This window comes from Lacinutrix sp. WUR7, from assembly GCF_016864015.1.
Lineage (GTDB): Bacteria > Bacteroidota > Bacteroidia > Flavobacteriales > Flavobacteriaceae > Oceanihabitans.
Genome location: NZ_CP045067.1, coordinates 1,922,107 through 1,936,384 on the forward strand (window position 1 = coordinate 1,922,107; position 14,278 = coordinate 1,936,384).

Sequence of the window (14,278 nt, forward strand, 5' to 3'; positions counted from 1 at the left end):
AGGTCTACCATTAAAGAAACGAGAAAATAGTTTCGATTATATTCCGTGTGGCTTTTCTAGGAATAATTATAATTTGTTAAAAACTAGCTTGTCAACTCTCTAAATAAGCTCTCTAAACTCGCATTTTTTTGGTTTAGTTGTAGAATTTTCAACTCATTATCATGAGCAAAATCAAATACATGAGATCGCATATCTTCGGTAGTAGCAAAAGTGATTTCGTAAATAAAGTCATGTGTGTTTTTTACACTTTTTACCTTTGGTAGTTTTAGTAAAAAGGCATCTTCCACACGGTAATCAAATTCCACAATAACTACTTGTTCTTTTTCGGTACGTAATTCTTTCAAGGTTTTATTCGCTACAATTTCCCCTTTATTAATTATTATCACACGATCACACATCGCTTCTACTTCCTGCATAATATGTGTAGAAAGGAAAACAGTTTTTTCTTTACCAATACTTTTTATCAGGTTTCTAATATCTACTAATTGATTTGGGTCTAAACCTGTGGTTGGTTCGTCTAAAATTAAAACATCGGGATTGTGTAAAAGCGCATTTGCCAAACCAACACGTTGTCTGTATCCTTTAGAAAGCTGTCCTATTTTTTTATGTGCTTCCGGCGTTAAGCCAGTAAGTGTAATAACTTCATCGATTCTACTTTTAGTAACACCATACACTTGCGCATTAAAAGCAAGATATTCTCTAACGTACTGTTCTAAATACAAAGGATTGTGTTCTGGTAAATAGCCAACACTTTGCTGTACTTGTTTGGTGTTGCTTTTTACATCATGTCCGTTTACTTTTGCTTCCCCTTCTGTAGCATCTAAATAGGTGGTTAAGATTTTCATCATGGTAGATTTTCCTGCACCATTAGGACCAAGAAAACCAACTATTTCGGGTTTGCTGACTTTAAAAGATATTTGGTTTAACGCTTTTTGCGTTCCATATACTTTAGAAATGTTTGTAACTTCAATAGACATAGATAAATAGTTTCTTCAAAAATAATAGTAATTATATAATTTAATAGATTAATAACTACTAAATCTTTAAAAATTCAAGGTAAAAGGCAAAAAACTATTTCAACAATTTTGTTTATTCATATAATTAATTACTTTAGCCACGTAATAATGAACATGATAACAAACTTTACATTTTATAGCTGGGTATATTTCTTTTTTAGATAAAGGAACGAGACGTTGTATATGTATTTTTAAATATAAATTAAACAAAAAGTCTCGATATATCGAGGCTTTTTTTTTTGCATCATTTTTTGTAAAAAAGGATCACAATAAATAATTATGATTAAATCAGTAGCAATTCAAGGAGTACAAGGATCTTTCCACCATATTGTAGCACAGCAATATTTTGGAAACCAGGTTGCTATTCAAGAATGTTTGTCTTTTGACGAAACAGTTCAAAACCTTTTAGATAAAAAAGTGGATGCTGTAATTATGGCTTTAGAGAATTCTATCGCAGGATCTATAATCCCTAATTACGCATTGATAGATAATCATAATTTACATATCGTTGGTGAGCAGTATTTAGATATTCAGCATAATTTGATGGCTTTGCCAAATCAGAGTATAGCAGATATTACCGAAGTATATTCGCATCCTATGGCATTATTACAATGTAAGGAGTTTTTTAAAAAGCATCCGCACATTAAGCTTATTGAAGATAAAGATACTGCTGAGGTTGCACAACGAATTCAGAAAAATAATTTAAAAAATGTGGGAGCAATAGCAAGTGCTTTAGCAGCAGATATTTTTGAATTAGAAGTTTTAGCCGAAAGCATTCAAACGATTAAACTGAATGAAACTCGTTTTGTAATTGTAAAACGCGAGAATCACGAAATTCCGGAAAACGAAATAAATAAAGCGTCTATTAAGTTTGAGCTAGAACACAAACGAGGAAGTTTGGCAGCAATTCTTAATGTGATGAGCGACTGTAAGATGAGTCTTACCAAAATACAATCGCTACCAAAAATAGAAACACCTTGGACCTATGCTTTTTTTGTAGATATCACTTTTGATGCGTATGCAGATTATAAAAAAGCAAAATCGATATTAGAGATAATGGCACAAGATTTTAAAATATTAGGCGAATTTAAAAACGCAAAGCAATGATACAAGTAGCAGATAGATTACATACCGTAGAAGAGTACTACTTCTCTAAAAAGTTGCGTGAAGTAAACTTGCTTAAAGCAAACGGAAAACCAATTATTAATTTAGGTATAGGTAGTCCAGATTTACAACCTCCAACAAAAGTAATAACAGCTATAGCAAATAGTTTTCAAGATGCTACAGCGCATAAATACCAAAGCTATCAAGGCTTACCAGAATTACGCGAAGCTATTACTGGTTTTTATAGAGACCAATTTTCGGTGCATGTAAGTGCTATGACAGAAGTGTTGCCATTAATGGGAAGCAAAGAAGGTATCATGCATATTTCTATGGCTTTCTTAAATGAAGGTGACGAAGTGCTAATTCCAAATCCGGGATATCCAACCTATGCTTCGGTGACAAAATTACTTGGTGCAAAACCCGTTTTTTATGATTTGGAAGAAAACAAAGGATGGCTTCCTAATTTAAAGGAATTAGAGAAATCAGACTTAAGTAAAGTGAAAATTATGTGGCTTAATTATCCACACATGCCAACGGGAACAAAAGCAACAGAGCAGTTATTTGAAGATGTGGTTGCCTTTGCTTTAAAGCATGATATTTTAATTGTAAATGACAATCCGTATAGTTTTATTTTAAACGATACACCAAGAAGTATTTTAAGCGTTAGAAAAGCGAAAGAGGTTTGTTTAGAGCTAAACTCACTTAGTAAAACCTTTAATATGGCTGGTTGGCGAGTAGGGATGGTTTTAGGAAGCGCAACCCATATTCAAGCGATAATAAAAGTAAAAAGTAATATGGATTCTGGCATGTTTTATGGCATTCAGAAAGGAGCAATAGAAGCTTTGAAATGTTCTAGCATGTGGTATAAGAGTTTAAATAGTGTGTATGAGCAAAGACGTAAATTAGTTTGGAAACTGGCAGATGCATTAAACTGTACTTATAATAAAGAGGCTTCCGGATTATTTGTTTGGGCAAAATTACCGCCACATTTTAAATCGGAAGAATTTATAGACGTGCTACTCAAAGAAAACCACATATTTATTGCTCCAGGAACCATTTTTGGAACACAAGGAGAAGGTTATGTAAGGTTTTCACTATGTGCTTCGACCGAGGATTTAGAAGAAGCGCTAGCTAGAATTTAGTTCGTTTACAGTATAACAGAGAAATGACCTGCAAGGTTTAAAACAAAATTGTAGGTCTAAAAAAGATAAAATGCTTCCTTTTAGGAAGCGGTCTTGAAAAGACAAATGGGAATGAAAAATATATACATAGTTGGCGTAGGATTAATTGGAGGAAGCATCGCTAAAGATGTGAAGGACTTAAATCCTAGTATTAGCATATTTGGTATAGATTCTAATGCCGAGCATTTAAAACAAGCTTTAGAATTAAATGTAATTGATTTTGAAGCAACATTAAAAGATGTCGCACAGGCAGATTTTGTAATACTTACAGTGCCTGTAGATGTTTCGGTGAAAATATTACCAGGAATACTAGATATGGTAAGTGATGATGCCTTGGTTATGGATGCAGGTTCTACTAAAAGAGATATTTGCAAATCGGTAGAAAATCATCCAAAACGCAGAAATTTTCTAGCAACACATCCTATTGCAGGAACGGAGTTTTCCGGACCAAAAGCAGCCATGGTAGGTTTGTTTCAAAAGAAAACAAATATCATTTGTGAAGTAGAAAAAACAGCCTTCAAATTACAAGAAAAAGCATTGGCTATTTTTCAAATAATGGGAATGCGTATTCGTTATATGAATCCGGAAGCACACGATAAACACATTGCTTACGTATCGCACTTATCGCATATTAGTGCATTTATGCTAGGGAAAACAGTAATTGATAAAGAACGAAACGAACGCGATATTTTTGATATGGCAGGAAGTGGATTTGCTTCCACAGTACGATTGGCAAAAAGTTCTCCAGCAATGTGGACACCAATTTTTAAGCAGAATAAAGAAAATGTAATTGAAACTTTAGAAGAATACATCAGCAATCTTACCCATTTTAAAGATAGTATGAAAGCAGATGATTTTGAAACCATTTTTAATGAAATGGAAAACACCAATTACATTAAAGATATATTAAACGGAATACAGTAAATATAAATAACAAAATTCCTTCCTTTTTTATGGGAAGGTGGCTTTAGATGTGAATTGGAAGTCAGAAGCGTAAATAAAATAAGTTGAATTAATAAGATTCCACTTTTGTGGAAAATGAGTATGGAAAACAAGAAAGAATTAAGAACATGGTTGGATGACATGAATTTAGATCATCCTCTGGTAATAGCAGGGCCATGTAGCGCAGAAACAGAAGAGCAAGTTTTAAAAATTGCACATGAGTTAAAAGATACTGATGTAAACTATTTTAGAGCTGGAATTTGGAAACCAAGAACAAGACCAGGAAATTTTGAAGGTGTTGGTGCTTTAGGTTTAAAATGGTTACAAAAAGTAAAGGCCGAAACAGGAATGAAAACTTGTACGGAAGTTGCAAATGCAAACCACGTAAAATTAGCTTTAGAACATGATATTGATTTATTATGGATTGGCGCACGTTCTACTGTAAGTCCGTTTATCATGCAAGAAATTGCAGATGCTTTACAAGGAACAGACAAAATTGTACTTGTGAAAAATCCGGTAAATCCAGATTTAGCTTTATGGTTAGGTGGAATTGAAAGATTACATACTGCAGGAATTAAAAACTTAGGAGCAATTCATAGAGGTTTTTCAACATACGAAAAATCGAAATATAGAAATATTCCAGAATGGCAAATAGCTATTGAGTTTCAAAATAAATTTCCAGACCTTCCTTTAATTAACGATCCTTCGCATATTACAGGAAATAGAGAAATGATTTTTGATGTGTCACAAACAGCATTAGATCTTAATTTTGATGGTTTAATGGTAGAAACACATTACGATCCAGACAATGCTTGGAGTGATGCAGCGCAACAAGTAACACCAAAAACTTTAGTGCAAATCATGACGGATTTACGTATTAGAAAAGAATCGGATCCAGAAGCAGAATACAATACCGAACTAAACAACCTTAGAGCACAGATTGATGTGGTAGATAATCAAATTATTGATTTATTAGGTAAAAGAATGAAAGTTGCCGATGGTATTGGATCGCTTAAAAAACAGAAAAACGTTTCTGTTTTACAAAGCAAACGATGGAACGAAATACTAGGTAAAATGGTTCTTGAAGGAGATGAAAAAGGATTAAGTGAAGAGTTTATTTTACGTATGTTTAAAGCAATTCACCAAGAATCTATTAATCACCAAGAAAAGATTCTAAAAGCATAGTTTACACTATAAATTTAATAAAAGGCTCACAATTATGTGGGCCTTTTTTATGTACAGCTCTTTCACGCAGTCAAAAATACGTTTCACTCATTATCGGTTTTATAGACTACAGATTAGTTTTATATTTGATTAACAAACCAAAAAACCAATCGTTATGAAACAAATTACAATATTCTTTTTAGTATTAAGCTTTTCGTTTACAGCCTTTTCCCAAGTGAAAATTACAGGATTAGTTTCCGATACTATAGATGTGCTTCCTGGTGCAAATATTATAATAAAAGGAACAACAATGGGAGCAATAACCAATCCCGATGGTTATTTTGAATTAGAAGTAAATCCAAAGGACACCATTTCAATTTCTTATATTGGTTATACTACAAAAGACGTAGTAATTAAAAATCAAAAAAGTGTAAACACCGTTTTAGAAATAGATAATGCTATAGAAGAAGTTGTGGTAATTGCAGGATGTATTGGAAGGTGTAAAAGTGAATTTGCTTGTTGTGGTGTCTATCGTGAAATAGCCGATATGTATTTGGATAAAACATTAGAGGAAAACCAAGTTAAATTATATCCAAATCCGTCTGTAACAGGAGATTTTAATTTAAGATTTCTTAAAAAATATAAGAAAGTAGCGATTTTTGTTGCTAATATTTCTGGTCAAATAATACAGTCTAATATATATCAGAATGTAAATAATATAGAGCGTTTAGATCTCTCTAGGTTTTCTTCAGGAATTTATATTATTAATATAATTGCAGATGATGAAAGATTACCAACTAAAAAAGCAATTATAGGTTAATAAAATCAATATAAAAATCGTTATTTTGTAGCTTAATTAAATGAATGACAGGACTAGTTTATAAATCGACAGGAAGTTGGTACACAGTGAAAACAGAACTGGGTACTACATATCCTTGTAGAATAAAAGGGAAGTTTAGATTGCAGGGTATTAAAAGTACCAATCCTATTGCTGTTGGCGATATTGTTGATTTTGATTTAGATACCGATAATAATGAAAATCCGATAGGCGTAATTAAATATATTCACGATAGAAAAAATTACATTGTTAGAAAATCGGTAAACCTTTCTAAACAAACACATGTCATTGCATCTAATATCGATCAGGTATTTTTATTGATTACTATTGATAATCCGCCAACATCGACTTCTTTTATCGATCGTTTTTTAGTTACCGCAGAAGCCTATTCTATAAAAACCGTTTTACTTTTTAATAAAGTAGATACCTATGATAAAGAGACTTTAGATGAAGTGCGTTTTCTAGCACATATTTATAGAGAAATAGGTTATGAATGTATTGGTGTTTCAGCAACTACAGGGAAAAATGTAGATAAAGTAAAAGCCATGATGGATGATAAAGTAAGTATGTTTGCTGGTCATTCTGGAGTTGGTAAGTCTACATTAGTAAACGCGATAGAACCAAATTTAGACTTAAAAACCAAAGCTATTTCTACCCAACATAGCCAAGGACAGCACACCACCACTTTTGCCGAGATGTTTGATCTTAGTTTTAATGCTAAAATTATTGATACTCCAGGAATAAAAGGATTTGGTATTGTAGATATGGAAAAGGAAGAAATAAGCGATTATTTTCCAGAGTTTTTCGAACTAAAACAAAATTGTAAGTTCAATAACTGTTTGCATATCGAAGAACCAAAATGTGCCATAAAAGATGCCGTAGAAAAAGGTGTTATTGCAGAATCTCGTTACCGAAGCTACGTAAGTATTATTGAAGGCGAAGACGAACACTACAGAACAGATAATTATAATTAACGTCAGTTCGAGTGAAATGCTTTGCAAAAGTATTTTGTATCGAGAACCCAACTTAACAAAGGAACAGATTTTTACTTTCTTGGAAAATAAATATGAAAGCAGTTATACAAAGAGTTTCTCAAGCAAGCGTTACTATTGCAAATCATCAAGTAGCTTCCATCCAACAAGGTGTGTTAATTCTTTTAGGAATCGTTCCAGAAGATACCAAAGAAGACATCCAGTGGTTATCTAATAAAATAGTAAACCTTCGTATTTTTAATGATGCAGATGACGTGATGAATACTTCACTTTTAAATAGTAATGGTGACGCCATTGTGGTTAGTCAGTTTACATTACACGCAAATACCAAAAAAGGAAACCGACCAAGTTATATTAAAGCAGCAAAACCAGATGTTGCTATTCCTTTATATCAAGATTTTATTTCCCAAATAGAAAAAGATTTAGGTAAATCTATTCAGACAGGAGAATTTGGTGCAGATATGCAAGTCGCCCTTTTAAACGATGGACCGGTTACTATCATTATAGATACTAAAAGTAGAGAATAAAATCTCTATTTTGTTTTGTGAATTTGTAAAAAGTAGTACTTTTAAAATCGCAAACCCAACTAGATGATTTCAAGGCAATTCCTACTTATTTTTTTCTTCATTATTTCTGTTTTTTCAATACAATCGCAGGATGAAAACCTATTAAAGTATAAAACAATTCCTTTTGCTTTAAAGGAAAATGCTAATGCTGTAATTCGGTCAGAGATAATTCATTTTGAAATAAAAGATTATGATCAAATGGTCTATACTAATAAACGCATAGTTACCATACTAAATAAAGAAGGAGATAGCAAGCAAAGAACATATCAATATTACGATAAGAATACAAATATTAAAAGATTAGAAGCTAGAATCTATAACGCTCAAGGTGAAGAAATCAAGAAATTTAAAGAAAAAGATTTTTTAGATGTAAGTGCTGTAAGCGGAGGAACACTATACTCAGATAATCGTGTTAAATATTTAAAATATACACCAATAAGTTATCCGTATACTATTCAATTTGAAGCAGAAGTGGTCTATAAATCCACTGCTTTTTTATATGGTTGGAGACCTGTTGAAGGTTTTTATGCTAGTACTGAAAAGGCAGAATATAAAATTACAAATTTATCTGATGCAAAAGTTAGGATACAAACGTTAAATTTTGAAAATTATAATATTACTAAGAAAAGTGAGTATCATTTTATTGCTGAAAATCTAAAGGCTATTAAAAGTGAATCTTACAGTCCTTCTTTTAAAACCTATGTACCATATTTAAAAGCTACACTTTCAGATTTTAACATGGAAGGTATTCGAGGAGTGAACAACAATTGGCAAGATTTTGGAAAATGGATGTATGATGAATTAATTTCTGGAACCGAAGAATTACCACAAACAGCAAAAGATGAAATAAGAGCTAAAACAGCAACAGCAACTTCAGATAGAGAGAAAGCAAAAATTGTTTATGCGTACATGCAAAACAAAACACGATACATTAGCGTGCAAGTAGGTATTGGTGGCTGGAAACCAATGTTAGCATCAGAAGTAGATAGATTGGGTTATGGGGATTGTAAAGCATTAACAAATTACACCAAATCCTTATTAACAGAAGTGGGAGTAGTGTCTTATTATACGGTGGTACATGGTGATTATGATATTATAGATATCGATAAGGGTTTTTCTTCATTACAAGGAAATCATGTGATATTAAGCGTTCCAGATGAAGAAGGTTATTTATGGTTAGAATGTACTAGTCAAACAAGTCCTTTTGCATATAATGCAAACTTTACAGATGATAGAGATGTTTTAGTAGTTACTCCAGAAGGCGGAAAAATTGTACACACCAAAGTATATACTGCAGATGAAAACACAACAGAGAACAAAGCAAAAATACAACTAGAGGCAACGGGAGATATTACTGCACAAGTAGAAATTATTTCCAAAGGCACAAGATATTCTCATCATTATTATTTAGAAAACGAATTAGAAAAAGATCAAAAATTACATTACAAAGAAAGTTTTAATACGGTTAATAATCTGGAAATCCATAGTGTAACTTTTAACAATAATAAAGAAGATATTGTTTTTACAGAAAAATTAGATGTCAAAGCAAAAAAATATGCATCTAAACTCGGAGAAAGAATTTTATTGAAACCTAATGTTTTTATAATGGAAGAGTATGTACCTCCGCGTTATAAAAATAGAAAATTACCTTTTCAAATTAGTAGAGGAAAAGTAAATATAAGCACCTTTGAAATAGAACTACCAAATACGCTACAAGTAGAAGCGTTGCAAGACAGTGTTACCATTTCTAATAAGTTTGGTGATTATCATTTTTCTATTATTCAAAAAGATGAAAACACACTTTTGTTTAATAGAAAATTTAAATTAAAAAAAGGAGATTACACAAAAGAAGAATATAAAGCATTTAGAGATTTTCTATTGTTAGTAGCAAAACATGATAAATCTAAAATAGTATTAAAATCTAGTTAATGAATAAAATATTAGTAATCATTACGTTATTAATCGCGCAATTCACATTTTCTCAATATTTTAAATCTGGAAAAGTAAGTAAAGCAGAATTAGAGGAAAAGCAACATCTATTAGAACCAAATGCTAATGCTGCAATTCTAGAAAATACATCTTCTTTATCGTTCTGTTTTTATCCACAGTATCTCACGGACTTTTAGACGCCATGACAACAGGAGGGAAAGGAGTTGTTTTTTTTATTACTTTAGATAATTCCAGATATTTCTTTCCTTGGCAAGTCATAAAAGTTTCCCCAATTGGTATTGGAAAGTTTTTTTCAGAAAGAGGAATCCAAGTAATTTTTAGCGAATTACAATATATCGCTATTCCATGTTTTATAATCCTTGCGGTACTATACTTTTATAAAAGAAAATGATAACTTTGTTTTTCACAGAAAGTTTAATTTAAAATAGGTTTTCGCTTTCGCGGAAAAGAAATCATGAACATAAAAAACGCACAACTAGAAGTCGATAATTGGATTAAAAACCATGGCGTTCGTTATTTTAATGAACTTACTAATATGGCACAACTAACAGAAGAAGTTGGCGAAGTAGCTCGTATTATTGCAAGACGTTATGGAGAGCAAAGCGAAAAAGAAAGCGATAAAAATAAAGACCTTGGTGAAGAACTAGCAGATGTTATGTTTGTGGTATTATGTTTAGCAAACCAAACCGGAATCGATCTACAAGATGCATTCGACAAAAAGCTAGACATTAAAACCAAACGCGATCACGATCGCCACCATAACAACGAAAAATTAAAATAACAATTATTTTGTCATATCGAGCACCGTCGAGATATCTCATAAAGTTTAAGTACCTATGAACGTACACCTTCAACAATCAACCATTGCAAAGCAATCTACAATACAAGTAACAGGTTCTAAAAGTGAATCTAACCGACTATTGCTATTACAAGCTTTGTATCCAAATTTAGAAATCGATAATGTTTCTAATTCAGACGATTCTAAAGTCATGCAAAAAGCATTACTTTCTGTAGAAAATCACATAGACATTCATCACGCAGGAACCGCAATGCGTTTTTTAACCGCATATTTTTCTATTCAAAAGAATAGAGAAGTGATTCTTACAGGATCTAAAAGAATGCAAGAAAGACCTATTGCTATTTTGGTAGATGCATTAAGCCAATTGGGTGTCGAAATTAGTTATGAAAAAAACGATGGCTATCCTCCAATAAAAATCCAAGGAAAACAAATAACACAAAATAAAGTAACCTTAAAAGCAAACGTAAGTAGCCAATATATTTCGGCATTATTACTAATAGCGCCAAAACTAGAAAACGGTTTAGAACTTACTTTAGATGGTGAAATCACTTCTATTCCTTACATAAACATGACATTATCGCTACTTAACGATATTGGAGTAGCAACAAGCTTTGAAAATAATGTAATTAAAGTAACTCCGCAATCTGAAATTAAGAAACAAAAATTAACTATCGAATCCGATTGGTCTTCCGCTTCTTATTATTACAGTATTGCTGCAATGAGTCCGGTTGGTACCCAAATTACATTAGCATCGTATAAAGAAAACTCCTTGCAAGGCGATGCATCCTTAGCTAAAATTTATACGCAGTTTGGTGTTGAAACCACTTTTAAAGATCATAAAATAACACTTCAAAAAGTAGCAACGGTTGCTCCGGAAACGGTAATAACTTTAGATCTTAAAAATGCGCCAGATATAGCGCAAACTATTGCTGTCACTTGTTTTGGACTAGGAATTGCATGCGATTTAAAAGGACTGCATACTTTAAAAATTAAAGAAACAGACCGACTTGTAGCTCTAAAAACAGAAATTGAAAAACTAGGAGGTAACGTAACTATTACAGATAAAACCTTACAACTAGAAACTTCTAGTGCTATAAATAAAGATATAAAAATCGCAACCTACCAAGATCATAGAATGGCGATGGCGTTTGCTCCTTTAGCTTTAAAAACGTCCATAATTATTGAAGAAGCCTTCGTAGTTTCTAAATCGTATCCAACATTTTGGTCGGACTTAAAAAGTATCGGATTTAAAATTTCTGAATAATAATTGGCTATTTACTTGACAACGCCTACTTTGAGATTGTATATTTGCAATCTTGTAAAATACATTACAATACCTAATACTACTACATGCAGAACTTTAAAATGAAGTTGTCTCACTATCAATTTGAGCTTCCAGAAGAATTATTAGCAGAACATCCAGCAGAAAATAGAGATGAGTCTCGTTTAATGGTTTTAAACAGAGAAAAACAAACGATTGAGCATAAAATGTTCAAGGATATTATAGACTATTTTGAAGAAGATGATGTATTAATACTTAACAATACCAAAGTATTTCCTGCACGTTTATACGGTAATAAAGAAAAAACTGGAGCGCGTATCGAAGTGTTTTTATTAAGAGAACTTAATGAAGAACAACGCCTTTGGGATGTACTTGTAGATCCAGCACGTAAAATTCGTATTGGTAATAAATTATACTTTGGGGATGACGAAACCTTAGTAGCAGAAGTTATTGATAATACAACCTCTAGAGGTAGAACATTGCGTTTTCTTTACGATGGTTCTTACCAAGAATTTAGAAGAAAACTTACCGAATTAGGAGAAACACCTTTACCTAAATATATCAAGCGTGACGTAACTCCAGAAGATGAAGAGCGTTACCAAACTATTTTCGCTAAAAACGAAGGAGCAGTAGCAGCACCAACTGCAGGTATGCACTTTTCTAAGCACCTTTTAAAGCGTTTAGAAATTAAAGGAGTACAATTTGCTGAAGTAACACTTCACGTAGGTTTAGGAACTTTCAATGCCGTTGAGGTAGAAGATTTGTCTAAGCATAAAATGGATAGCGAAGAAATAATTATTGACGCAAAAGCAGCAAATATTATTAACACCGCACAAAAGAATAAAAGACGTATTTGTGCAGTAGGTACCACAGCAATGCGTGCCGTAGAAAGTTCGGTTTCATCAAGCGGTACATTAAACGAATATGATGGTTGGACTAATAAATTCATCTTTCCACCGTACGAATTTAGTATTGCAAACTGTATGATTACAAACTTTCATACGCCAAAATCGACACTTTTAATGATGGCTTCCGCCTTTGCAGGTCATGAGTTTATTTTAAAAGCGTACGAAGAAGCAATAAAAGAAAAATATAATTTCTATAGTTATGGTGATGCGATGCTAATCATCTAACAAATAAATTATCAAATATATAAAGCCTCTTTTTTTAGAGGCTTTTTTTATGGCATTACCTTTTGCTCATACCTAGCAGGATCGCAAAACGTCGGGCTTTTGCAAGTCGCTTTTTTATGTTGCATATACGCAACAACATAAAAAGAGCTCCAACAATTGCGCAATCCCTAATGCACGTACCAATGGCATTTACACAAATTCAATAACAGTAATTCGTAAATCGTAATTCCTTTCACTACTTTTGCAAAGCAATGGCAACAACAAAAAAAGACATAAGAGCATTAAGCAAAGAACAACTTAGAGAATTCTTTGTAAAAGAAGGGGATAAAGCATTTCGTGGTAACCAGGTTTACGAATGGTTATGGAGCAAGTCTGCACATACTTTTGAAGATATGACAAATCTCTCCAAAGAAACCAGACAAATGCTAGAAGATAACTTTGTTATCAATCATATTCATGTAGATACCATGCAAAAAAGTAGCGATGGTACTATAAAAAATGCAGTGCGTTTACATGATGGTTTAATTGTAGAGTCTGTTTTAATTCCTACAAAAACAAGAACCACAGCTTGTGTGTCTAGTCAGGTAGGTTGTAGCTTAGATTGTAGGTTTTGTGCAACATCCAGACTAAAACGCATGCGAAATCTAAATCCAGATGAGATTTATGATCAAGTAGTTGCCATAGATAAAGAAAGTAGATTATACCACAACAAACCTTTAAGTAATATTGTTTTCATGGGCATGGGAGAACCACTCATGAACTATAACAATGTTCTAAAAGCCATAGATAAAATTACTTCCCCAGAAGGATTGGGAATGTCGCCAAGACGAATTGTAGTTTCTACTTCGGGAGTGCCAAAAATGATTCGAAAAATGGCAGATGATGAAGTGAAGTTTAAACTAGCCGTTTCTCTGCATTCTGCAATAGATGAGGTACGTACTTCTATCATGCCATTTAATGCCACTTTTCCTTTAAAAGATTTACGAGAAGCTTTAGTGTATTGGTTCGAAAAAACCAAAAACAGAATTACTTACGAGTATGTGGTTTGGAAAGGTATTAACGATAAAAGAGAAGATGCCGAAGCATTGGTACAGTTCTGTAAATTTGCACCTAGTAAAGTGAATTTAATTGAATACAATCCAATAGACGATGGTGAGTTTCAACAAGCAGATAGTGCGGCAACAGATATGTACGTGTCTATATTAGAGCAAAATAATATTACGGTTACTGTAAGACGCTCAAGAGGGAAAGATATTGATGCTGCTTGCGGACAACTAGCAAATAAAAGCTAATTCTATCATTGTATTTATT

The 14,278-nt window shown here is 32.5% G+C and carries 14 protein-coding genes; 13 read left to right on the forward strand and 1 reads right to left on the reverse strand.

Features of this window, described 5'->3' with window-relative positions:
* Positions 1–83 precede the first annotated feature (83 nt).
* Complete coding sequence (gene gldA / locus FG167_RS08410) at positions 84–977, reverse strand: gliding motility-associated ABC transporter ATP-binding subunit GldA (protein WP_203460960.1); 894 nt, start codon at positions 975–977, stop codon at positions 84–86.
* Between the two features lie 318 nt (positions 978–1,295).
* On the opposite strand from gldA, the gene FG167_RS08415 reads away from it, so the two are divergent.
* The 13 genes from FG167_RS08415 (at position 1,296) to rlmN (ending at position 14,259) form a co-directional block, all read left to right on the forward strand.
* Positions 1,296–2,123, forward strand: coding sequence for a prephenate dehydratase (locus tag FG167_RS08415; RefSeq protein ID WP_203460961.1), 828 nt, complete (start codon positions 1,296–1,298; stop codon positions 2,121–2,123).
* Positions 2,120–3,262, forward strand: coding sequence for a pyridoxal phosphate-dependent aminotransferase (locus tag FG167_RS08420; protein ID WP_203460962.1), 1,143 nt, complete (start codon positions 2,120–2,122; stop codon positions 3,260–3,262). The genes FG167_RS08415 and FG167_RS08420 overlap by 4 nt, the downstream gene beginning before the upstream one ends.
* Positions 3,263–3,373: 111 nt before the next feature.
* Positions 3,374–4,225, forward strand: coding sequence for a prephenate dehydrogenase (locus FG167_RS08425; RefSeq protein WP_203460963.1), 852 nt, complete (start codon positions 3,374–3,376; stop codon positions 4,223–4,225).
* Between the two features lie 120 nt (positions 4,226–4,345).
* Complete coding sequence (locus FG167_RS08430; protein ID WP_055443609.1) at positions 4,346–5,428, forward strand: bifunctional 3-deoxy-7-phosphoheptulonate synthase/chorismate mutase type II; 1,083 nt, start codon at positions 4,346–4,348, stop codon at positions 5,426–5,428.
* A gap of 154 nt (positions 5,429–5,582) precedes the next feature.
* The gene (locus FG167_RS08435) at positions 5,583–6,227 is read left to right on the forward strand and encodes a carboxypeptidase-like regulatory domain-containing protein (RefSeq protein WP_203460964.1); all 645 of its coding nucleotides are present in this window, start codon (positions 5,583–5,585) and stop codon (positions 6,225–6,227) included.
* A 44-nt stretch (positions 6,228–6,271) separates the two neighbouring features.
* The gene (rsgA, locus tag FG167_RS08440; protein ID WP_203460965.1) at positions 6,272–7,219 is read left to right on the forward strand and encodes a ribosome small subunit-dependent GTPase A; all 948 of its coding nucleotides are present in this window, start codon (positions 6,272–6,274) and stop codon (positions 7,217–7,219) included.
* 92 nt (positions 7,220–7,311) lie between these two features.
* Positions 7,312–7,764 carry a D-aminoacyl-tRNA deacylase gene (dtd, locus tag FG167_RS08445; protein WP_203460966.1) on the forward strand — a complete coding sequence of 151 codons (453 nt, stop codon included), beginning with the start codon at positions 7,312–7,314 and terminating at the stop codon, positions 7,762–7,764.
* 63 nt (positions 7,765–7,827) lie between these two features.
* On the forward strand, positions 7,828–9,732 hold the full coding sequence (locus FG167_RS08450) for a DUF3857 domain-containing protein (RefSeq protein ID WP_239004464.1): 1,905 nt from the start codon (positions 7,828–7,830) through the stop codon (positions 9,730–9,732).
* The gene (locus tag FG167_RS08455; protein WP_203460967.1) at positions 9,732–9,929 is read left to right on the forward strand and encodes a hypothetical protein; all 198 of its coding nucleotides are present in this window, start codon (positions 9,732–9,734) and stop codon (positions 9,927–9,929) included. Before FG167_RS08450 ends, FG167_RS08455 begins: the two co-directional genes overlap by 1 nt.
* 278 nt (positions 9,930–10,207) lie before the next feature.
* Entirely contained in the window at positions 10,208–10,534 is a 327-nt protein-coding gene (locus FG167_RS08460; protein ID WP_203460968.1) for a nucleotide pyrophosphohydrolase, read from the forward strand.
* A gap of 55 nt (positions 10,535–10,589) precedes the next feature.
* A complete protein-coding gene (locus FG167_RS08465) occupies positions 10,590–11,816 on the forward strand; it encodes a 3-phosphoshikimate 1-carboxyvinyltransferase (RefSeq protein ID WP_203460969.1) in 1,227 nt (408 codons plus the stop codon).
* A 101-nt stretch (positions 11,817–11,917) separates the two neighbouring features.
* Complete coding sequence (gene queA / locus FG167_RS08470) at positions 11,918–12,967, forward strand: tRNA preQ1(34) S-adenosylmethionine ribosyltransferase-isomerase QueA (RefSeq protein WP_203461084.1); 1,050 nt, start codon at positions 11,918–11,920, stop codon at positions 12,965–12,967.
* A 251-nt stretch (positions 12,968–13,218) separates the two neighbouring features.
* A complete protein-coding gene (gene rlmN / locus FG167_RS08475) occupies positions 13,219–14,259 on the forward strand; it encodes a 23S rRNA (adenine(2503)-C(2))-methyltransferase RlmN (RefSeq protein ID WP_203460970.1) in 1,041 nt (346 codons plus the stop codon).
* The last annotated feature ends 19 nt before the right edge of the window (positions 14,260–14,278 follow it).